19 protein-coding genes and 1 pseudogene are annotated in these 23,133 nt (G+C 31.1%); 5 read left to right on the top strand and 15 right to left on the bottom strand.

Translation table 11 applies throughout. The features are described 5' to 3' along the window. Positions 1-77: 77 nt before the first annotated feature. Positions 78-2,388: pseudogene (locus tag ACWJKS_RS08975) on the bottom strand (GxGYxYP domain-containing protein); the annotation flags it as partial. Between the two features lie 360 nt (positions 2,389-2,748). Between ACWJKS_RS08975 and ACWJKS_RS08980 the strand changes: the two are divergent. Then, positions 2,749-3,279: an amidase domain-containing protein gene (locus ACWJKS_RS08980; RefSeq protein WP_462960997.1), complete on the top strand. Its 531-nt coding sequence runs from the start codon at positions 2,749-2,751 to the stop codon at positions 3,277-3,279. Between the two features lie 142 nt (positions 3,280-3,421). On the opposite strand, the gene ACWJKS_RS08985 is transcribed toward ACWJKS_RS08980, so the two are convergent. The 9 genes from ACWJKS_RS08985 to menA all read right to left on the bottom strand — a co-directional run bounded on the left by ACWJKS_RS08985 (position 3,422) and on the right by menA (position 13,122). Beyond that, positions 3,422-4,909 carry a sensor histidine kinase gene (locus ACWJKS_RS08985; protein WP_462960998.1) on the bottom strand — a complete coding sequence of 496 codons (1,488 nt, stop codon included), beginning with the start codon at positions 4,907-4,909 and terminating at the stop codon, positions 3,422-3,424. Continuing rightward, entirely contained in the window at positions 4,899-5,585 is a 687-nt protein-coding gene (locus tag ACWJKS_RS08990) for a response regulator transcription factor (protein ID WP_462960999.1), read from the bottom strand. Before ACWJKS_RS08990 ends, ACWJKS_RS08985 begins: the two co-directional genes overlap by 11 nt. A 362-nt stretch (positions 5,586-5,947) precedes the next feature. Further along, complete coding sequence (locus ACWJKS_RS08995) at positions 5,948-6,946, bottom strand: LacI family DNA-binding transcriptional regulator (protein WP_462961000.1); 999 nt, start codon at positions 6,944-6,946, stop codon at positions 5,948-5,950. A 212-nt stretch (positions 6,947-7,158) separates the two neighbouring features. Further along, on the bottom strand, positions 7,159-8,067 hold the full coding sequence (gene rbsB, locus ACWJKS_RS09000; RefSeq protein WP_462961001.1) for a ribose ABC transporter substrate-binding protein RbsB: 909 nt from the start codon (positions 8,065-8,067) through the stop codon (positions 7,159-7,161). A 20-nt stretch (positions 8,068-8,087) separates the two neighbouring features. Next, complete coding sequence (locus ACWJKS_RS09005; RefSeq protein ID WP_462961002.1) at positions 8,088-9,017, bottom strand: ABC transporter permease subunit; 930 nt, start codon at positions 9,015-9,017, stop codon at positions 8,088-8,090. A gap of 39 nt (positions 9,018-9,056) precedes the next feature. Beyond that, positions 9,057-10,562: a sugar ABC transporter ATP-binding protein gene (locus tag ACWJKS_RS09010; RefSeq protein ID WP_462961003.1), complete on the bottom strand. Its 1,506-nt coding sequence runs from the start codon at positions 10,560-10,562 to the stop codon at positions 9,057-9,059. Positions 10,563-10,600: 38 nt separating this feature from the next. After that, on the bottom strand, positions 10,601-10,996 hold the full coding sequence (rbsD, locus tag ACWJKS_RS09015; protein ID WP_462961004.1) for a D-ribose pyranase: 396 nt from the start codon (positions 10,994-10,996) through the stop codon (positions 10,601-10,603). A 42-nt stretch (positions 10,997-11,038) separates the two neighbouring features. Beyond that, positions 11,039-11,974 (bottom strand): ribokinase, encoded by a 936-nt coding sequence (gene rbsK, locus ACWJKS_RS09020; RefSeq protein ID WP_462961005.1) that lies wholly within the window; start codon positions 11,972-11,974, stop codon positions 11,039-11,041. 197 nt (positions 11,975-12,171) lie between these two features. After that, the gene (menA, locus tag ACWJKS_RS09025; RefSeq protein WP_462961006.1) at positions 12,172-13,122 is read right to left on the bottom strand and encodes a 1,4-dihydroxy-2-naphthoate polyprenyltransferase; all 951 of its coding nucleotides are present in this window, start codon (positions 13,120-13,122) and stop codon (positions 12,172-12,174) included. A gap of 151 nt (positions 13,123-13,273) precedes the next feature. On the opposite strand from menA, the gene ACWJKS_RS09030 reads away from it, so the two are divergent. Next, positions 13,274-13,828: a biotin transporter BioY gene (locus tag ACWJKS_RS09030; RefSeq protein ID WP_216303475.1), complete on the top strand. Its 555-nt coding sequence runs from the start codon at positions 13,274-13,276 to the stop codon at positions 13,826-13,828. 141 nt (positions 13,829-13,969) lie between these two features. Here the strand turns inward: ACWJKS_RS09030 and ACWJKS_RS09035 are convergent, their stop codons facing one another. Together ACWJKS_RS09035 and ACWJKS_RS09040 are read right to left on the bottom strand one after the other, a co-directional pair. Then, positions 13,970-14,308, bottom strand: a complete 339-nt coding sequence (locus tag ACWJKS_RS09035; RefSeq protein ID WP_220320178.1) for an arsenate reductase family protein — start codon at positions 14,306-14,308, stop codon at positions 13,970-13,972. A 97-nt stretch (positions 14,309-14,405) separates the two neighbouring features. Then, positions 14,406-15,776: a hypothetical protein gene (locus ACWJKS_RS09040; RefSeq protein WP_462961007.1), complete on the bottom strand. Its 1,371-nt coding sequence runs from the start codon at positions 15,774-15,776 to the stop codon at positions 14,406-14,408. A gap of 410 nt (positions 15,777-16,186) precedes the next feature. Between ACWJKS_RS09040 and ACWJKS_RS09045 the strand changes: the two genes are divergently transcribed. Together ACWJKS_RS09045 and ACWJKS_RS09050 are read left to right on the top strand one after the other, a co-directional pair. Beyond that, positions 16,187-16,459, top strand: coding sequence for a hypothetical protein (locus ACWJKS_RS09045; RefSeq protein WP_220286554.1), 273 nt, complete (start codon positions 16,187-16,189; stop codon positions 16,457-16,459). Between the two features lie 155 nt (positions 16,460-16,614). Then, entirely contained in the window at positions 16,615-18,033 is a 1,419-nt protein-coding gene (locus ACWJKS_RS09050) for an IS1182 family transposase (RefSeq protein ID WP_268064117.1), read from the top strand. Between the two features lie 85 nt (positions 18,034-18,118). On the opposite strand, the gene ACWJKS_RS09055 is transcribed toward ACWJKS_RS09050, so the two are convergent. After that, positions 18,119-18,991: a tRNA 2-thiocytidine biosynthesis TtcA family protein gene (locus tag ACWJKS_RS09055; protein WP_220286555.1), complete on the bottom strand. Its 873-nt coding sequence runs from the start codon at positions 18,989-18,991 to the stop codon at positions 18,119-18,121. 266 nt (positions 18,992-19,257) lie between these two features. Here ACWJKS_RS09055 and ACWJKS_RS09060 point away from each other — a divergent pair, with 266 nt between their 5' ends. Beyond that, positions 19,258-20,793: a transposase gene (locus ACWJKS_RS09060; protein ID WP_462959514.1), complete on the top strand. Its 1,536-nt coding sequence runs from the start codon at positions 19,258-19,260 to the stop codon at positions 20,791-20,793. A gap of 369 nt (positions 20,794-21,162) precedes the next feature. Here ACWJKS_RS09060 and ACWJKS_RS09065 read toward each other — a convergent pair whose 3' ends face one another. Together ACWJKS_RS09065 and ACWJKS_RS09070 are read right to left on the bottom strand one after the other, a co-directional pair. Continuing rightward, positions 21,163-22,677, bottom strand: coding sequence for a YncE family protein (locus ACWJKS_RS09065; protein ID WP_462961008.1), 1,515 nt, complete (start codon positions 22,675-22,677; stop codon positions 21,163-21,165). A 105-nt stretch (positions 22,678-22,782) separates the two neighbouring features. Next, a complete protein-coding gene (locus ACWJKS_RS09070) occupies positions 22,783-23,055 on the bottom strand; it encodes a DUF3343 domain-containing protein (RefSeq protein WP_216303469.1) in 273 nt (90 codons plus the stop codon). Between the last annotated feature and the right edge of the window lie 78 nt (positions 23,056-23,133).

Genomic DNA, 23,133 nt, shown 5'->3' on the forward strand with positions numbered 1-23,133 from the left:
AAACTTCAGTGGGGATATAAATCCCCTTCTGAAGTCGTTAGTGCATCATCTTCGGATCTGTGCAGCGTCGAAGATGATTATTTAACATTCTTACTTATTAACTTCATAAATGTTTCAGGGGTCACTATTGCCACTTTGGGATTTTCCTTTAACCTATCCACAACCCTCTCAATATTACTAAGGCTTTTGCTCCAAGCATGAACATAGACAAAGGTGTAGCTATTAGAATTAGAAATATCTACTTGCCCAGAGTCAACTCTATGATTAATATTTTTCACGAGCTCATCTTCACTTTCAAGAGTATCCCAAAGTAAATCTCTGCAGGACACTATAGGTTTATTATTAGACCAAATAATTTCTCCGTGATAATTATCGTGCCTATGATAATCAAGATAAAACAACCCATGTATATTAGACTTCATAGTAAATTTGCCCCAAAGCTCCTTATCATAAAAAGACGAGTCATCTATAATTGATATATATTTTTGATCTACTTTTTTCATATAATCATTTAATCTGTTAATATATATTCCGAGAGCATCCTTATCAAATTTACTTGGGTACATATACCCATTTCCAGATGGTGGAACTATAAAATAATCATTAGTAGCTCCATGAGCTGCACTTTCATAATATAATTTAAATACAGTAGGTGCAAGGTAATATAAAGATGGGCTTAATGACCACCCCAAATTAAATTTGCCTTTATAAGGAGAACCATACCATTTGTGAGAACCATAATTAGTTCCAAGGTTCCACTGTTGATTATCTCCATCTGACACAATAAATGTTACATTATGAACATTTTCTTTATTAGGACTGTTCATTAACGTTTTTTGAGTCATTGGTAATAATGGGAATGAACTTAATACAGTTAAATTATACGACCAATCTGCAGCAACCATGCTAATACCATATTTTGAAACCGTACTTATATTAATAAATTCATCGGGTCCCCACCCGAGGCAAATGGAGTCCTTTTCCATGGATGAGAATATTTTATCGCGAAGCGTTGTATCATTTATTTTATCCTCATAAAATATTAGGGATTTGGTCATTATACCATAATCTCTTAAGGCGGAATCTTTGCTCGGGGATAACTCAATTATTATGGAATGATTGAGGCCAGAATCCCATAAATTATCGTACGCCCATTTTTCATCTGTGTTTCTGCAATCGCCTTTAATATTTGTAATTCCATAGGCGCGTACTTTGTCTTGGATAGCTTCATCAACTGCAATGCAATTATTTAACGAGGCAAGTGAACAAGCATTATTTATCGAAGGATCTTTTAGCGATTTATTATTGTAAAGTACATATCCATCAATATAATCCTTAAATACATCTAATAAGCGCCACGGATCTGATGTATTTTCGTATAAAACTCCATAACTATTTTTTAAATCATCTAGCCATATTTGATAATCTGGTTGTGAGGAATTAAGTGTATATATTTGAATAGATGATTGACTACTAATAAGCCCTTGAAGGGTGGCTATCATTGTCCGCTCACAAGGCGTCATTGTATCTTGAGAAATAACATATAAATAAGTTGGAGTTGTAGGATTTTTCATAAAATTACTACTATTGAGAGTTTTTTTAAAGTCGCTCCATTTAATATTAGACATCTATATTTCCATTACAGTATTTATAGAAATTTCGCAGAAAATTAATTCTTTCATTATTATTATAAAAAGATTTAATATGACTCTCATCAAAATTTGCTAATAGTAATTGTCTATTTATAATATCATCTGCCATAACCTGGTGGGCATTTTTCATCATATCATACATAATCATGAAGGTACTAGTCCTTCCTATACCTTGTTTACAGTGAAAATGAACCCAGGTATTTTTAGATTGTGATTTTACGAGCTCTACGAAGTAATCAACCATATCATCTGTTGGAATCTTACCATCAGTAACAGGAATGCGTTTATATGATAGTGATTTAGAATTAACAAGATGCTCTTCATCTTCAACTTTTTTTGGAACTATACCTATATTATTATGATTATAAAAAGTAATAGGCACATTTAATTTAATACTATTTAATTTTTTATATTCATCAGACATCACTTGATCCTTTGTTAATCCTATATTAGCATCATTTTTTGCATTAGCCCAGCTAACAGGGACTCCATTAATAAACCCATGTGATTCTTGCCTCAAGTCAATAACTGCTATAGGTAATGAAGTTCCTAGACTATTTATTACAAGAGGCAGATTATACTCGGAAAATTGTTGACTACCTGAAATGTTTAATGTGTTTAATCCACTAAGATTTAATTCTTTACTACTTTGTGTACTTAATATATTAGTCGACTTGCGAAAATGTTTTGGAATTTCATAGAGATGATTTTTTAAATCTAAAATTAAATTTATATTGGTGTCATTTAAGGATACATCAGAAGCTCGTGCTATGGATCGCATCGTATTAGCAAGCATCATTTCATTGTTCTGCTGCATATATTTATTTAATCTCATCATATTATAAAAATAGGGACACATGTACATGTATATCCTCCATAAAAAATAGTTTTCACCATATATTATGAATAAAAAATTATTTTGTTACGGAGTTTTGATCTTGATGTTTGAGTTGAACCAAGATTACAACCCCACCAAAAAGTCATTATTATATAACGTTCGCTGGGGTTGTGAATATAATCTGAAATTTTAATTTTTATGAACCTTCTCACTGTCTTTATCATAGAATTTAATAATAGTAATTTTATGGAGTGTAACATGGATTTTTTTAGATCAAATCAATATTCTAGAATAAATGCGGTTAATTATGCAATGACCTATGCCTTGCATCCAAACCCCAGTTTTAGGTACTTCTCTCTTATTAATAATGAGACTAGTGGCGACTGCGCAAACTTTGTATCTCAGTGCCTACTCGCTGGTGGAGCACCTATGAGGTTTAATGGCTCACATCCTTGGTGGTACAGAAAGGCTAATACTAATAGTACAAAGGATGACACATGGTCTGTTCCATGGGCTGTGGCAAATTCCCTTTATTGGTCTTTAAAGACTAATCAACAATCTGAAGCTTCAGGGATTAAGGGTCTTGAAATATATGATACTCGCCTTCTTGAATTAGGTGATTTGATTTTTTTTGAAGATAATAATGGAAATATTTTTCACTCTGCGATTATCACCGGTTTTAGATATTTACAGCCTTTAATTTCTCAACATACCTTTGAGGCTTTAAACATATTTTATAGAGATTCTTGGGGAGCAAATCGTATACATTTTTTAAAAATAAGTTTATAAAAATTATAATTTAAATATGTAATGGCATGTAAAATGATAGTTACGACTCAGCTATTCACTATTGGACTGCCTGAGTCGTAACGATAAAGCAAATCATTTTACATACCATTTTTGAAATATAGTAGCTATAATTACAGGCTAACTATTGTTTTTTTAAAATAAAATAAAATTGAACTCCAATTTCTGTGTTTTCTACTCCGCAGCTACCACCATGAAGTAATACTATGTTTTTTACTATGGAAAGACCTAGACCAGTGCCCCCAAGCTTTCTAGTCCTTGATTTATCGATTTTATAGAAGTTATCCCATATCTTATTTTTTTCAGTATCATCAATTTTACTTCCGCTATTTTCCACTTCGACGCGGATAGCACCTTCTATATTTATCATTTTTACTGTTATGGATCCGCCATCATAAGTATGTCTTATTGCATTAGTCATATAGTTTGTTAGTACCTGTTCTATTCTGTTCCAATCTGCATTTACTTTTACATTTTGGATTAAATTTAATTCGAGCTTAATGTTTTTTTCATTAAGTAGGGATGAAAATTTCTTAGTAACTGGATTTATTAGTTCATCAAGAAAAAATACTTCCTCAATCAATTTAAAATTCCCAGATTCTAGTTGAGACAAATTCAACATATCTGATACTAAGTTGTTCATTTTCCTTGATTCATCCATTATGATATCAATAAAATATTGTTTTTCTGCGCCTTCTAAAACATCATCATTTAACGCTAGTGTATATCCCTCTATAAGGGTTATAGGAGTTTTAAGCTCGTGGGAAACTGATGCCACAAAGTCTTTCCTCATTTCTGTTAATTTCTTTTCTTTCTCAATATCCTTTTCTAATTGTGCGTTAGATTCTTTAAGTGAGGTTAATGCTTCATTTAAATTTTCTGATAGAAGGTTAAGTGAAGTCGCGAGAGCTCCTATTTCATCTTCACTTTTAACCTCACATTTTTCTGTAAAGTCAAGCTTTGCCATTTTAGCTGCCGTTTTAGTTATTTTTATCAATGGCTTTGCAATCATGCTTGAGTAAATTAAAGAAAGAAATAGAGTTATAACTAGGGCACCTATGTAGAAATACAAGTAAAATACCTTTATAACTTGAACGGCTTCATTTACTGGCTGTAGTGAAGCAAAAGCATACACAATTTCATCGCTATTTTCAGCATATAATATACCTGATACACTTGCTACCATATCGGGGGTTTCTTCAGTAGTAAAAATCAGGGATTTTCCTTCTTCTTTAAATTTATTAATACCACCGCTATTTTCTATTTCAGATGACATTATTTGGTTCATGATTCTAACTTTTATAGAGTCTTTTCTTTCATCAATTGTTTTTGTAAGATATTTCAAATTTCCTAATCTATCTCGTGTAATTATTTTATAATTATTGTTTTCTTCAAAAGAACTAACTAAATTAATTTTATCTTCATCTTTTTGGAGTAAAGAATATTCACTTTTGAATTTAACAAGATTATGTTCAAGGTTATTCTTTTTCCATTTTATATAAAACTGCTCAAAGAATGCAGACTGTACTATCAAATTAGTAGTTATAAACACTATAAAAACTATAGAGGTTATAGCGAAAAGCTTTCTAGTGATGCTCTTTTTACTTTTCATTTTTCGCCTCGAATTTATATCCAGCTCCTCTTATGGTTGCTATAAGATAAGATTTTTCACCTAGCTTCTCTCTTAATCTTTTTATAACAGTATCTACAGTTCTTAAATCTCCAAAGTAGTCAATACCCCATAAAGCATCCAATATTTTTTCTCTACTTAATACGATCCTTTTATTAAGTATAAAATAATTTAGTAGTTCAAATTCCTTTGGGGATAGATATATTTCACTATTATCTACAGCAACCTCGTGGCTTAAATTATCAACTACAAGGCCGTCAAAGTTATTTTCTTCCTTTAGAACAGGTTCAGTGCTGTAAGTTCGCCTTATAATTGCTTTCACTTTAGCAACTAGTAGCTTTGGGACAAATGGCTTCGTAATATAATGATCCGTGCCTAATTCAAACCCCAATAATTCATCATCTTCTTCGGATTTAGCTGTGAGCATTATAACAGGGATATTTGAGGTCTTTCTTATTTCCTTGCATACATCCCAGCCATCCATAATAGGCATCATTACATCTAAAATAATCAAATCTACTTTATTTTTATTAAATATATTAACAGCTTCATTGCCATTTTCTGCTTGCAAAATATTATATTGTTCTTTCCTTAAATAAATGGACACAAGATTTCTAATTCTTTCTTCATCATCTACAATTAAAATGGTTTCATTCATATATTTTCTCCTTTATATATCTAGTATAGCACTTGCTAATTTTCAACTTTCTTTTATATTATATAATAATACCAGTAATAATCATAATTTATTATATTTCAACTAACATAAAAGTAATATGAAAACTTCCTCAGCGAAAGGGAGGGCACAAAGGAAGTGTAAATTAGTATATTGCAGCTCCGCAGGAGATGATTTAATTATTTTATTCATTTCTATCCTTTATATATATAATAAAGTTATACCATGGCACTTAAACGGCAAAAATGTTAACAAATTATGAAGGGCACTATAAACCTTTAAGCCACAATAATTAATTCTTATTTTTAACAAAAAGACTTATTGTCTTTAATAAAAATAGAAATCTATGCAGTTCCTCTAATAATAAGCTCTGTTTCAAAGTAAACTTGTTTTTCAATAGGTAACTCACCATTTATAACACCTATTAAAATACTGCACGCTTTTTTGCCCATTATATATATAGGTTGTGCTATTGTTGTAAGTTCTGGTTCTATAATTTCTGATATCTGGATATTATCAAAGCCAACAACGGATATATCTCTTGGAATTTTATACCCATTTCGCAGTAAAATTTTCATCCCACCAAGGGCCATCATATCGTTACTATAAAAAATAGCATCCAAATTGGGGAAAGCACTTATTATTTTTTGCGTAGCTAGTACACCACCTTCAACATTAAAGTCTCCTTCAAATATATACTTTTCATCATATATTCCATAATTCTTCATTCCCTCAATATAGCCTTCCAATCTTTGTTTTGATACTTCTAAATTTTCCCTTCCTTTTACGAAAACTATTTTACGTTTTCCCTTTTCATATAAGTATTTAATACCATTTTTTACACCCTGCTTGTTTAAACAAAATACCCCATAATCATCTTTATATCCTTCAATATATCTATCCACCAATACAAAAGGAATGTTATTGTCTTTTAGTATGGTTATACTTTCATTACTTTTACCTCCAGACATAAAAATAATGCCATCTATAAGTTTACTTATAAGAAGTTCAATATATTTTTGTTCTTTATCAATATCATTATCAGTGTTACATATTATTAAATTATATTCTAACCCTTCTGCCTCATCCTCAATAGCTCTTGCCATTTCTGAGAAAAATGGATTTGTGATATCGGGCAGTATAATTCCTATAGTACCGGATTTCTTGGTGCTAAGACTTCTGGCTATGGAGTTAGGAATATAACTCATTTTCTTAGCAATTTCTAATACCCTTTTTCTGGTTGCGTCGCTTATGCTAGAATCCTTTTTATTCATAACCATTGAAACGGTGGCCTTTGAAACACCAGCCATTTCCGCTATATCCTTCATTGTTACATTATTCATAATCATCCTCCGATTTGTAGTAAATAATGCTAGTAATTAAATCATCTTCTTCGAATCTGAAATATCGTTGAACATCTAGCATCTAATAGTAGTAACCTATTCACAAAGTATACTTTTAATAATTATAATCTCATAAAATTATAACCCAGAGGATAATCCCCTGGGTTATAATTTTTATATTCTATTATTATTGGGGGAATAATATTTCATTACTATTTTTTTATAAGTTCAAGTTCTACTGGAACTTCTTTTTGCACTGTTTCACCTTTCGCTATTTTAACGGCATTTTCTACTGCAACTGAACCCATCAAAACAGGCTTTTGTGCTATGGTAGCTGCTAGATCTCCACTTTTAACTGCTGCTTTTGCATCATCATTACCGTCAAAACCTACAATGATAACATCTTTATTTGCTGCTTTAACTGCTTTTATAGCTCCTAGTGCCATTTCATCGTTATGTGTAAATATTGCATCGAACTTAGGAGTGGATTGAATAATGTTTTCAGTAACGGTTAATCCCTTTTGTCTATCAAAATCTGCTGCTTGACTAGCGACAACTTTAACACCGGCTTTTTTATCTACTATGTTGTGGAAGCCTTGACCTCTTTCTCTTGTAGCAGAAGCTCCTGGAATACCTTGTAATTCTACTAGATTTCCTTTCCCGTTTAATTTTTCAAGTATGAACTCCGCTGCCATTTCTCCCCCTTTTATGTTATCAGATGCAACGTGACAAACAACTTCTCCACCATTTGCTTTTCTATCTACTGTTATAACCTTTACTTTGTTATCGTTTGCAACTGTTATTGAATTTGCAACTGCATCGCTATCTGTTGGATTGATGATTAAAGCACTTATTCCTTGTTGAACTAAATCATCTACATTACATCTTTCCTTTGCAGCATCATTTTGTGAGTCAAGGACTACAATTTCATATCCTAATTCCTTCGCTTTCTTCTCTGCTCCTTCTTTCATTGATACAAAGAATGGGTTATTAAGAGTTGAAACTACCATCCCAATTTTCTTCCCGCCGTCTGCGGATTTTTGCGAAGTGCAGCCAACCAAAGTTCCCATAATTAGTACAGTTGACAATGATATTGATAGTAATTTTGATGTTTTTTTCAATTTAATCATCCTCCATTTTTTTATTTATTCTTTTTTTCAACCATTACGGCGAGTAGAATAACTAAACCCTTAACTATTGCTTGATAAAAAGGTGAAACATTCATAAGATTTAATCCATTGTTAAGTACACCTATTATTAAAGCTCCTATTATTGTACCTATTACACTGCCGTCTCCTCCAGTTAAACTAGTACCACCGAGTACTACGGCTGAGATAGCGTCTAACTCAAAACCTACTCCAGCATTTGGAGAAGCAGATCCTATTCTACTGGCAACAATTATGCCACTTAAGGCTGCTGTCGCGCCACAGATAACATATACAAGTGTCTTGATCTTGCCTGTATTAATACCTGATAATCTTGCTGAGTCTTCATTTCCGCCTAGTGCGTAAAGATATCTACCATACCTAGTTTGACTTAAAACATAAAATGCTATTCCAAACACTAAAATTGTAAATATAACTGGAATTGGTAATCCTAAAAACATCTTATTTCCTATCCCTGAAAAACTCTGTCCCAGTCCTGAAATAGGAGTACCATTTGTATATACATAAGTTACACCTCTAAAGATAGTCATTGTAGCTAGTGTAACTATGAAAGCTTGTATTCTACCTTTTGAAACAAGAATACCATTTATGAGACCGATTACACAGCCGATAGCTAAAGCTACAATAATTGCTAAATATAAGTTGCCTGTGGTCTTTATTATACTCGCTGCAACAGCACCGCTTACTGCAAGTATGGATCCTACAGATAAATCAATCCCTCCCGTAAGAATTACGAAGCTCATTCCTATAGCAATAACTGCATTTACCGAAACTTGGGTAAATATATTTTTAATATTTGGTATGGTTAAAAATCTAGGTGTGATAAATGATATAACGATACATAATATCAAAAGACCTATTAAAGATTTATATTTTAAAACTACATTCTTTAAATTGCTTTTCACAATATAGACTCCTTCCTTGGGGGGGTTATTTTTTTAACCTTAACTTTTTATACCGACTGCATATTTCATTATTGCTTCTTGTGAAGCTTCTTCCCTAGAAAGTTCACCAGATATTTCGCCTTCGTGCATGATTAAAATTCTATCACATATCCCGAGTATTTCAGGCATATCAGAGGATATCATAATAATTGATTTACCCATAGCCTTTAGTTCGTTTAAAACATCATAAATTTCTTTCTTAGCGCCTACATCTATTCCTCTAGTGGGTTCATCTATGATTAATACTTTAGGTGCAAGCATGAGCCATTTAGCTAATATAACCTTTTGTTGATTCCCACCACTTAAATTTTTAATCAACTGCTGCGAACTGGGAGTCTTTATAGAGAGTTTCTTTATATATTCTTGGATTTCCTTACTTTCTTCTACTTTATTTATGTGCTTCGCTCCGTTTTCATATTTTTTAAGGTTAGCTAGGGTCATATTGCTTCCTACTGACATGCCTAGAATAAGACCTTCTTTTTTTCTATCTTCAGAAAGATAACAGATTCCTTTTTCAATAGCATCTTTAGGAGAACAAATATTAACTTCGAAGCCATCAACAAATATTTTACCAGAAGATTTTTTATATTCTCCAAATATAGTTTTTGCCATTTCTGTCCGACCTGAACCCATGAGTCCTGACATTCCTAAAATTTCTCCACTCTTTGCTTCAAAGCTAATATCGCAAACCTTTTCATAAAAGCTTAAGTTTTCAACTTTGAGAATAGTGTGTCCTTTGGATGATTTTCTGTATGGAAACTGTTCTTCTAATTTTCTACCAACCATCATTGATATTAAATCTTCTTTAGTAATGTCTTTTGTCTTAACCTCGCCGATATGTTTACCATCTCTTAAAACTGTTATCCTGTCACAAATTCTAAATATTTCATCCATTCTATGAGAGATGTAGACAATGCACATATTTTCACTTTTAAGCTTGTTAATAACTTTAAAAAGATTATCCGTTTCAACATCAGTTAATGCAGTTGTAGGCTCATCCATAATTATTACTGTTGAGTTCTTGGAAAGAGCTTTTGCTATTTCTATTAGTTGTCTTTCACCTACATTCAAATCTTTAACTAAAGTATCTACATCAATATTGAAACCAATATCTTTAAGTAATATTTTCGATTTTTCTTTTAGCTCTTTTTTATTTATTCTCCTTGTTATTCCATTAAATCCTTCATTACCTAAAAAAATATTTTCCCATATACTTAAATTAGGAAGAAGACTTAGTTCTTGATGAATAATTGCTATTCCATGTTTTTCAGCATCTTTTATACCTTTTATATCTACTTCAGAACCTTGGATAATAATGCTTCCTGTATCCTTATGATAGACTCCACTTAAAATCTTCATTAAAGTAGATTTACCTGCCCCATTCTCTCCGAGTAGAGCTAGAACTTCTCCACTATAAGCTTTCAAGCTAACATCTTCAAGAGCTTTTACTCCTGGAAAGGCTTTTGAAACATTTTCCATCTGAAGTAGAGGTTTTATGTTAGTCATTGAATTTCCTCCTTAAACTTACTTAAATTGAGCTATAGTTAGAATACAACTCCTGATTTTAGTATTATATTTGCATAGGGTGTTTGTTCACCAGTTCTTACTACTGCTTTGCACTCTTTCAACTGAGACTTCAGTTCCTCATGAGTTATAAAGGTGATTTTTACATCTCTAACTGCTTTTTTTATTTCATTAAATAAATGCGGACTAACTTCAAAGGTCTCTTTAGCCACTATTACTTCTTCTATTTGAAGTTCTGTTAATATACATTTTAAAGTTTGAATAAGGCCTGGTATATTTTTAATTAATGCGATATCTATTCTTTTAGTGTCATCTGGTATTGGTAGACCACAGTCCCCTATCGCTAATGCATCTTTGTGTCCCATTTTAGCTATTACTTCAGATATTTGTGAATTTAGTAATGTAGTTTTTTTCATGACTTATCCTCCTTGTATGCCTCTATGGAAAAATGACAATTATTAATTGTTATCTTCACCGTAAATGTCTATTACCTCTTGCATCATTGGTATTGAGGGTTGTGCTCCTGATCTTTGAACTACGATTGAAGAAACTTTATTAGCAAAAGTTATAGCTTTTTTTAGATTTTCATAGTTCAATTTTCGCGTCCCTAAATTACTTGCTACTGCCCCAATAAAACTATCTCCTGCAGCAGTTGTGTCAATAGCCACAACCTTAATTGCTGGAATTAATTCTGCCTTTTCTTTAGTTACTAATGCTGCACCCTTTGAACCTAGTGTTATTATTACGTAGTTCACTCCCATTTCAATAAAACTCGTCGCGGCTTTTTTAGCACTTTCTAAATCTTCAACTAAAATTCCTGTAATATCATAAGCCTCTGTTTCATTAGGAATTATTATATCTGTACATTTCAACAAATTCTTATTTATTTTTTTTGCTGGTGCTGGATTTAGTATTGTTATAATTCCTTGGGATTTTGCATAATTAAAAGCCTCAATTGTCATTTCGCTAGGCGTTTCAAATTGTGCAACTATTACATCGCAATCTCTTATAATTGGATAGCTTTGTTTTATCTCATCTATATTAATACTCATATTAGCACCCGCGACTACAACTATAGAATTATTCCCTTCACAGTTAACATTAATTATAGCTGTGCCCGTAGTCTCTTTATTATCTTTAAAAATATAATCTGTATTTATACCCTCTCGCGAGAGCTTACTAACCAAGAAATCGCCATTACTGTCTAATCCAACTTTACCTATCATGTAGACGTCGCAGCCCATTCGTTTAGAAGCAACCGCTTGATTTGCCCCTTTTCCTCCAGGAACAGTAGTTAAACTTTTCGCAAAAATGGTTTCACCAATCTTAGCCATGTTTTCTACTATTAATACTATATCCATATTTAAACTTCCAAGTACGCAAATTCCACTCATATAATAGATCACCTCTTCTTAACTTAACCGATTAACTGAACCGGTTAAGTTAAGTGTATACGTTTAAATACCTCTTGTCAATAAACAAATTTTTCAAATATTGTCTAATATATTTAATGATATTTATAGTTTTATTAACCCCCTTAAATAAGCTTATCCAACATGGATAGTTCTTATTTAAGGGGGCTGCTTTATACCTACCAATTAAATATAAGCGCTATTAATACTAATATGATGTGAGTCATGTTCATTAATGCAAAATTTTTCACGGATAAAATGAAGGTTTCACTTTTAATAGGGTTTTGGTGAAATAATTTTATATTTTTATTCAATGGTATTATAGTTAAAATTACCAGCAATGATGAAACTGGTGAAATTTTCAATATAACTAAAATTATAATATCTAGGTATGCAATATAATATAGGGTCTTAAATAAGGTAAGTGCATTCCCCTTACCTAAATAGTAAGGCAACGTGTATCTCTTATTTGTTATATCCTCTTCAAGATCGCAAATGTTATTAGCAAGCATTATATTTGCTATGCCATTGATTGTTGGGATGGAGATCAAAAAGATATAAAACAATTCTACTAGATTTATGCTAATGTTTAACATATTACTAACATACATGATAGAAATTATATTTTTATCAGATATATGAATGTAACAAGCTAAAAATAGAATTATAAATCCCATAAATACTCCAGAAAATACTTCGCCTAGTGGCATACGTGAAATTGGAATAGGCCCATATGTATAGAATATACCTGCTAAAAATGAAATAATTCCAATTAAGAGCACAACTACATTAGTGTTTAAAGTTAATAGAATCCCAAAGAAAATTGCTATTGCAAGTAAGGTAAAAATTATAGCTACAGCTGTGGATTCTTTGATGTTATATCTTATGATTCCATTTTTATTTTCATGATTATGTCTGTTACACTTTAAATCTTTTTTGTAATCAATATAATTGTTAATTGCGGTTGTAGCCATATCGAATGTTAATAGTGAGATACCCATAATAATAAAATTTTTCAAATTAAAGCTTTTATATCGGTATAAAGAATAAAGTGTTCCCAATATAAATGGTATCATACTGGCCAATTTTGTTTTAATTTCAATAAATTCAAGAAAACTAATTAAATACAATTTTAAACCCTCCTGTTAAATAATAAATTCTTAGCTATAGTTTGTTTGACTTTCAAAATAATGCATGATATTATCATTGTAAACCATAAATTTAATTGGGTTTACAATTTTTCAGACATCATATTTATAATTTTTTAGGGAGGAATTTATTTTGAAATTATCTACACGAGATTTAATAATTACTGCATTATTTACTGCATTAACGGCAGTAGGAGGCTTTATTTCTATACCTCTAGGTCCAGTTCCTATAACGCTACAATCTTTTTTTGTTCTTTTATCTGGACTTATATTAGGTGCCAAGTTAGGTGCACTATCTCAAATCACATACGTTATTTTGGGGTTAATTGGATTACCTGTTTTTTCTGGCGGAACAGGAGGATTAACTTCTGTAGTAAGTCCTACCTTTGGATTTTTAATATCTTTTATTGTTGTAGCATATGTAATTGGCAAGATTACAGAGAAAAATAAATCTCTTTCTACAATAATATGTTCTGTTATTTTAGGAAGTTCCGTAATGTATCTTATGGGGATACCCTACTTTTATTTTATTTTTACGAATTATTTAGGGAAAAATATAAATTTTTATGCAGCTCTTAAATACGCTTGCATACCATTTATACCTGGAGATATTATAAAGGCAATTATAGCTATAATCATAGCTAAACAATTAATCTCTAGATTATCAAAACATTCGAATTCCAATTAATATTCATAAGTTATTGTAGTATTTTAGGAGATAATCTAATGATATCTTCTAAAATACATATTTAATATCATTTAGGGGCATGAAAATAAATAACAAGTCAAAGCTGTTAGTATACTGACTTATTATTTATTTGAATATCCCTTATTCCCAGGTTGTCCATATCTCTGGTACATAGCCCACAGTGGCTTCCTTTCCATTACGTACTATAGGGGTATTAAGAAGTTGAGGATTTTTCAATAAAATTTCTTCTTTAGTCTCCTCACCTCTAATTTGCTGTAAATTTGATTTTTTATAATCCTTTGCTTTCGTGTTAATTAAATTGTTTAATCCTACAGAATGTTTCACACTTTGTAATTCACCCTTACTTAGTCCTTTAATATTTAAATCTATAAATTGATATTTTATATTTCTTTCCTTAAAATATCGTTCAGTTTTTTGTGTGTCAAAACACTTTTTTCTTCCAAAACATTGAATATTCATCTTTGAAATTCTCCTTAAAATATATTATTCTATTTTTTTAAAATGGTTAAATAATCACCTGCGGTGCCGCGGCAAAGACTTCTGAAATGTCGTTAGACTATAATATTATCATAGCTAGTAGCACGGTAGCAACTATTCCACAAATAACAGGAATAACATTTTTTCTAGCTACGTCAAAGGGTTCAACCTTACATATTCCTGCTGCAGCAACTACACTCCAAGGGATTATAGTTCCTCCGCCTATCCATATTGTAATTATTTGACCAAATGCCGCAACCTTTTCCTTGTCTATATTAATAGTATTTGAAAAGGTGTTAGCCAAAGTGCCTACGAGCGGTAACCCTGCGAAACCTGAACCGCTAAGTCCAAGAAGAGTACTTACTGCTGTTTGTATGCCTATAACAGAGTATTTAGATAATGGTATCTTGCTTGCAGCATATATTCCTATATCACTTAGAAGTCCGCTAGCTCCATTACCCAATATATCAACTGCGGTCCCTTCACTTCCTAGAAAAAAGAACGCACCAATAATTATAATTGGTGCAAATATGTTTATACCAAAAGTAAAACCGCTTTTAATATATTTAGTAACCTCTCCTAATGACGTTCTAAAATCAGTATGTATTATAGATGAAATAATCATTATTATTGCTGCTGTACCACCTATTAGAGCTGTAGAGTCTGAACCTATGAAGTTGAATTTTTTAATGAATATGATATCTATTATAAATGATAAAGGGGTAACAATTGCCATTATTTTTATTCCTATTGAATGATTTTGTATTAATTTTTTAGTTTCAATTATTGTTGCATCAACCATAATTTTAGAGGTTTTATCTTTTTTCATAAGTATAAATGCTAAAGTTATAGTAACTATACTCATTATACCCCAAAAAGGAAGACATTCTTTAATAATTCCTAATGCATTAGGCAAGTTTGCAGTCTTAGCGGTTATTGATGGTGCTGCTTGAAGAACAAAATCGCTTGATAAAGCAACTCCATTTCCGAATAAACATAAAACAACTGCGGCCCATACAGGTGGCAATCCAGATTCTATTGCTGCAGGCACCATTAAAGCACCTATAAAAACTATTGCAGGTGTGGGCCAAATAAACCACGAGGTTACAGTAACCGTAATTCCTAGAACAAAAAATGACAATGTTTTATTTATCATTAATTTCCTTATAGGTTTTATAATTAATTCATCTGCACCCAGGTCATGTAATGAACTAGACATTGAATTAACTAATGAAATAACTACAACTATTTCAATAAATTCTTTACCCGACACTACTACGGCCTTATATATAATCTGAACAGCACTTAGAACATCACCTGTAAAAATATAACCTATTACGCCAATGCCTAAAATACATAGAAGTATTATATCTTTTTTAAGTGTAATTATAACTGTAATTATTAGAATAATGATTATATATGCATAATGAATTACACTTAAATTTATCATATGTTGTTGCCCCTCCTATGTTTTATTCTCGATGCATACAAATATTGGTGTATTAATTTGATTAACTATTTTAAGAATCGAAATGCTCTATCTAGTTGTTTTTTTAAGATATCTTAAATTGAGTATATGCAATATTCAAAGAAAATAATCAATTTTTACTATTTCAATTAAGATAAAAAATTTGCAATATATTTTGAGGAACATAAATATAAATAGGCTAGTATAATGTATTACTATTTATGTTTATGGACATAACATATTGCATGACTTTAGCTTTCATTTATGATAAACTTGTGATTAGCAAAAAATATTCGACTCTATGGAACATTTAATCAACTGATGTTTTCTAAACCAAGAGGATAATAGATAACAGCTGTTATCTATATGCAAAGATAAGCAAGGAGGCAAACATGTTAAAAATCTGGGGTAAATTAATCAAAGATAATAGAATTATTATGGATGAAGTGTCAATGTCGAAGCTAGAAGATAATTACCAGGAAAATCTAAAAGCGTGCATTTCAGAGTTATGTTACAAATTTGATATTTCAACACCGTACTGGCTAAAATCTAATATTAATGAATACAATAAAAGACATAAAACTAGTTTTGACGAAAATAATTTTATAGAGGAAATTTACTTTGATAAGTTTATGATAGAAGAATTAAAACCAACTGAAAAATAGTGCTAATAAGCACTATTTTTCAGACCGTTGACAAACATAAAATGTAAAACACTCTAATTTAAAATTGGAGTGTTTTTTCATATTCAAAAAGGATTTTAGGACATCAATGTCGAATATATATAGTATACAAACTTTATAATTCGGAGGGCATTATTATGATTAATGAAAAGAACTTCACACAACAAAAACTAGAAATGGTGTATTTAGAAGATTTAGTTCCTAAAGACCATATTCTGAGAAATATAGATAAATACATGGATTTCTCTTTTATAAGAGAACTGACTAAAAAATATTACTGCTTAGATAATGGAAGACCTGGCGTAGATCCTATTATACTTTTTAAAATGCTGTTTATTGGGTACTTATTTGGAATAAAATCTGAACGACAACTTGTAAAGGACATTGAAGTAAATGTGGCTTATAGATGGTTTCTAGGACTAAGTCTTACTGATCCTATTCCAGATCATTCAACAATTAGCCAAAATAGACGTAGACGGTTTAAAGGTACAGATGTGTTTCAAAAAATATTTGACGAAGTAGTATTTAAGGCTATAAATCTTAAGATGGTAACCGGTAAAATACTTTACACAGATTCTACACACCTAAAAGCAAATGCTAATAAGCGAAAGCTTGTGAAAATTGAAGTTGAAAAAACGCCGAAAGAATATGTAGCTGAACTTAATAAAGCAGTGGAAGAAGATAGAATAAACCATGGTAAAAAACCTTTAAAAGAAAAAGAACCTGTTACCAAAATAAAAGAAACTAAAGTTAGCACAACCGACCCCGACAGTGGATATATGATGAGAGATGGCAAGCCGGAAGGCTTCTCATATTTAGATCACAGAACTGTCGATAGCAGACATAATATAATTACTGATGTGTATGTTACTCCTGGAAACATAAATGATGTTGATCCTTATATCGATAGATTAGATGTGCAAATAAAAAAGTTTAATTTTAATACAAAATATGTTGGTGCAGATGCTGGTTATGCTACAAATCTTATATGTAAAGAACTATATGAGAGGGAATTAAAATCTGTAATGGGATACCGTAGGTCTCCACATACAAAAGGAATGTACACAAAAAATAAATTCCAATATGTTAAAGAGCAGGACATTTACGTATGCCCTGACTTAAGGGCTTTACATTATAAAACGACAACAAGAGAAGGATATAAAGAATATGTTGGTAATGCAAAATATTGCGAGATATGTCCAAATAGAGCTCAATGCTTTTCTGCAAAAAGCAAGTTTAAAACTATTAGAAGACATGTTTGGGAAACGTATAAAGAAGATGTTGTAAAGTTCACCAGAACAGATAAAGGCAGAAATATATATAGAAGAAGAAAAGAAACTATAGAGCGAAGCTTCGCAGATTCAAAACAACTGCATGGGCTTCGCTATTGCCATATGCGTGGATTAGAAAATGTGCAAGAGCAGTGTCTGCTTACAGCAGCAGTGCAGAATATGAAAAAGATAGCTAGCCTGCTATCTTTACTGTTTTTTGATTTTCTAACTAAGAAGATAGTTGTTATTTTAAATTTATCCATAACTCAAAATGCTATCGCATAATTGCATGTAAAAGGCCCAGTATAATAAAAAAATTATACTGGGTTTGTAAACAACCTGGAAAAATAGTGCTAATAAGCACTATTTTTTAATCTTCATTTTCATCATAAAAGTCTAAATACGAATAATTCTCACCATTTTTTTGCCAACCTAAGATAGAATCCATATTAACATTTTGTGCGGCTCTAAAAATAGATTTATCAGCACCGCTAAAATTCTTCTTTAACTCTTTAACTAAATCTTTAATTTCATGACGTTTATTGCCTATCTTTTTAGCTGCCACCATGCATGCACAATTTAGTGGCCAAATACCACTGTTTTGAGTGAAATCCACAATATATTGTTCTTCAATATAATAAAGAGGACGAATTAATTCCATACCTTCGAAATTTTGTGCTTTTAATTTTGGAAGCATAGTCTTAAAATTTCCTGAATAAAGAACATTTAACATAGTGGTTTCGACTACGTCATTAAAATGATGTCCAAGGGCAAGTTTATTACAACCTAACTCTTTTGCTTTTGCATATAATGCACCTCTGCGCATTTTTGCACACATGTAACAAGGATAATCCTTAGCTATACTATCAATTATATCAAAAACTCTTGATTCAAATATTTTCACAGGAATATTTAGATGTTTACAATTATCAATTAATAGTTCTTTTATATTTTTATGGTAACCAGGATCCATAGCAATATACTCTAATTCAAAATTAAATTTACCGTGAAGTTGTAATTCTTGAAATAATTTAGCCATTATTAGACTATCCTTACCTCCCGAGATAGCTACAGCAATTTTATCACCCTCGCAAACTAAATTATAATCTATTATAGCCTTAATGAATTTTCTCCAAATAGGCTTTCTAAAGGTTGTAATAAGACTACGTTCTATTTCCGCTAGTGGTTTTCTATCATTAAATGGAACTAATATTTCACAACCTTCTCCTGCAATGCTACTCATAAAATCACCCCTCCTGTATATTATAGTACTCTCGGAAACTCTCAAGCCATTGCTAATTCTAGGTTCATTTTTATTCATATATCAACTTCACCCCAGAATTTCTTCGAGTTTTATATCTTTCGGATAGCATAGATAGTCTAAGCTATCCTTAGTATTATCGATTTATTTTAATTAAATAGTTTTAAATAAGACTTGACAGCAGTAAAAATTTCGCAAAATGAATTATGTATATTATTACCATTTTTCATTTATAAGGAGTGATTTTTATGTTAACTGTTAAGGCCTCACATACTCAATATCAAAATTTCGTTGAAACATTTCTAGAAAAATTCTTTATTCAAAATAATCAAGAAATTACTTTGTTTGAGCGTAGTTCAATAATAACAAAAATCTGGTCTGCCGACCTAACCGGAATTGTCCCTCTAATACAAAGTGCTTATTCTAACTCCAATCAAGGGGCTCCGCCCAAAGATGCGGTAGCTTTACTCAGATCACTTATTATTATGGCTTATTGTAAAGAAACCAGCATATCATCTTGGATAAAGACATTACGTTCAGAACCGTTTTATGCAATTCTGTCAGGCTTTATCCCTGCTTGCTACTCGCCTTTTAAAGCCGAAGGCATAGTTGCTGATCAAATACCTGGCATAGGTACTTTTTATGATTTTATGGATAGGCTGATTCATAAGGATAAAATCCTATATAAATCCAAACTGCGTAAATTGAAACGTAAACCAAGTAAAAAACAAAAGAAAAACCAAAAGATGAATAACTCCAAATCTGGTGTAGTCGAACGTTTAGTTAAAAGAATCTTAAAATATGATAATTCTAAGCTTTCTGACAGAATAGAATCCAAAATGAACAACATACTTAAGGAATTATTTGTTATTCCTTCCTTATCAATGGGCATTTTGGGTGACCCTTCTAAACTAAATATTGCTGGTGATGGAACTTGTATGCCTACACAGGCTTCGCCTTATGGTAAAAAAGTTTGTGATTGCAAACTTAAACCAGGAGAGCATTGTGCTTGTTATCGAAAGTTTACCGATCCCAGTGCTAGCTGGGGTTGGGATAGCTTTAATGAACACTATTACTATGGTCAAACTTATCACGGGTTCACTGCCTGTGATAGTTTTTACAGCCTACCTATCCATATTAAATTTGTTAGTGCAGCACGGCATGATTCTGTTACCGGTGTTTATGCACTTAAAGAGATTGTAGATTTATACCCTGAAATTAAATTCTATTCCGTAGCCTTAGATTCTGCCTATGATGCTAATGCATTTTATCTTTTATGCATGCATTATGGAATAAATCCTATTATTGATTTAAATTCACGTTCTTTAAAACCTTCATCAGGCAGTGATTTTGTTGAACTTGACGATAAGGGCATTCCTCATGGGAAAATTTGTGGACATCAGCTTCGTAATTGGGGAATCGTCCGTAAGGAATTTAGGCATAAATGGTTATTCCCAGTTCAATGTGACCACTGTGAAAAATGTCCTATTAAAAGCAAGAAAATTTATTACACTAAAACATTAGATAATCCAAGATATTTTACTCCTATACTAAGAGGTTCAAAGCAATGGAAATCTCTTTATAAACGACGTTCAACTACTGAAAGGTGTTGGGATAGAATAAACAACGACTTCCATGCTGAAAAATCGATTATCTATTCCGTTGGTCGCAGAATAACAAGAGTATTTCTTGGTGCATTTTGCTGTTTTATAGATGCTTGGGCTAATGAAAAAGAGGTAACAATTGCTGATATCTTCCCGGTTTTCAAGAAAATAGCTGCCTAATTTATAATCAGTTTTAACTCAATAACCAGCCTACGGCTTTTTTAAAATAGTGTATAAAAAAGCCTTTTTGTCATGCCTACTATTAATTCAAGTATAGCATTTCATCCAAATAAATACTTTTATTCCTCAAATATGGGAATTGTTAATTATTGTTTTTCGAGTACACTCATATTAGAATATTATAACATAATCCAGAAGGGTTTGTCTTTGGAAAGTAATACACGCTGATACACATTATTATAATAACAGAAACTTAAACATCTGATCAAACCACTATAAATGATATATTGATGTAATCCAAAAAAGATGACTTCTGTTTATGTTACAGAAATCATCTTGTAAGCAGAATAAATATGTTGGCATGTTTATTTAAAGAGTAAACACTGTGTCATCTGGAAAAATTGATCCGCTAAAACCATCGAATGCTTCGAAGTGCTCTTCCACATTATCAGGGGTTTCTTTCGAATTAATAATAGATATTTCATCGTCACCTATTATATTTAACTCCATCAAAGTAGTTACACCAAAGCTTATAACATTCTGAAGAATTTTTGGAGCATCTGTAAGCTCAGTGATTGTTTTAATATTGAGTTGAAATTCATTTAATTCACGGTCTTTAGGAATATCTAAAAAAACTTCTATAGGTTTTTCAAAAAATCCATTTATACTGTTATTTTTGTTGTCTTCAAGATAATCAATTATATAATTAACTCTTTCAATAAATTTAATACTTGCGAACCCAGATGTTGTAGATAAAAGGCTTCTAAATTCGGAATGCTCTACAATAATACCAGGTTCAAATTTTATTTTTTCAAAAATATAAGAAGAATTTATATTTTTAGGTAAATTTATATTTATGATAGGGAAATTAAGATTTTCATTGTATGATGCAAATATTTTTTTTGCTATAATGGTTATTATCTGATTGCCTGGTTGTAGATTAGTTATTGCAGCTGGTGGAACATATGTATAAGGAAGTCTCAGTGAAATAACATCATAGGGCTGGCTATTAAGTGTATTCATCAGAATTGAACCAATTACAGAATTAGATTTTAAATCAATTATATCAATCCCGCCATGATTTTCACGGTTTCTGTTAGCTACCAAGAGCTTAGTATTGTCGTCAGTTATAAAAAGTCTGGTAGGTTCAGGTTTTGAGGTAATAATAAAATCATATGCTTCATTAGTATTAGTATTTATTAACTCTATTCTGTTTAGTCCAAAATTTGATGCGTATAAGGTAGCGTCTTTTAAGATCATTCCAGCAATTAATGATCCCTTAGGTAAAATTAAATCAGTAAATTTTTCTGAGTTAATATCTATTTTTAATATAGTATTTCGCATTGAAATGTATGCAGTTTTATCATCTTCGGATATTAAAAGATAAGTTGGATTTATACCTAAGTTTTTAAATGAATGTATAAGTCCATAATTTTCTGTACTATAAATTCTTAATTCCTTTAGTAATGTATCTAATACATATAGTTTAGTCCCTTCTTTATTAAGTCTTAAATCAATAATTGCTGACAATCCTTTAATGCGACCTATTAAATTGTCTAAGTTTATATCATATACAGTTACTTCAGAAGTATTTGAAATGTATATTTTTTTGTTTATGGTATCAATTTGAAAGTTGCCATTATTGGGAATAATATTTTCTTTTATTTCACCAGTAATACAGTTAATAAATGAGATAGTATTACTCATATCACAAGCAACGCCAATGGTATTGTTATCTTTCAAGGCTAATCTAAATGGGCTTTTCCCTACAGATATTTCTTTTAATATAGTATTGCAAAGACTATCAATTATAGTTAAGGTTCCAGTTTTAACGTTTGAAACAAAATAAAAACTTTTTCTAATATTTTCAGCTATTTCAATCACACCCTTTATCTTTCTTAATAGAAAATATGCTTTAACAATAGAAAATATGCTAAAATTATAAAGGATTTGGAAATTCCAAATCCTAATAATTTCTTTGGATATAAACTAGACCCTTTCGTAGCTATCAAATTTTCCATTTTTAACGATCCTGTACACGCCTTTTGCTTTTATATTAATCTTTCGAATTTCATCGCTAACAATATTCATATAGACTTCTTTGAATTTGATGGATAGACTACAACCATAGGATATTTTTGTTGGGGTTGATACTAATTCAACCTTGCAAGATTTCTTTAAAAGCCTTTGGTACAAAAGTGTTGCAACATTATGACCTGGGTAAACAACTAAATATTCACTTTCTACTACTTCTACCTTCATAGCTTGAACATCTCCCTTATAGCTAATCAAGTTTATAAATTAATTTGTATCATAGATAAACTAGTAGACCAATCCATA

It is taken from the genome of Clostridium sp. CM038 (assembly GCF_055081105.1).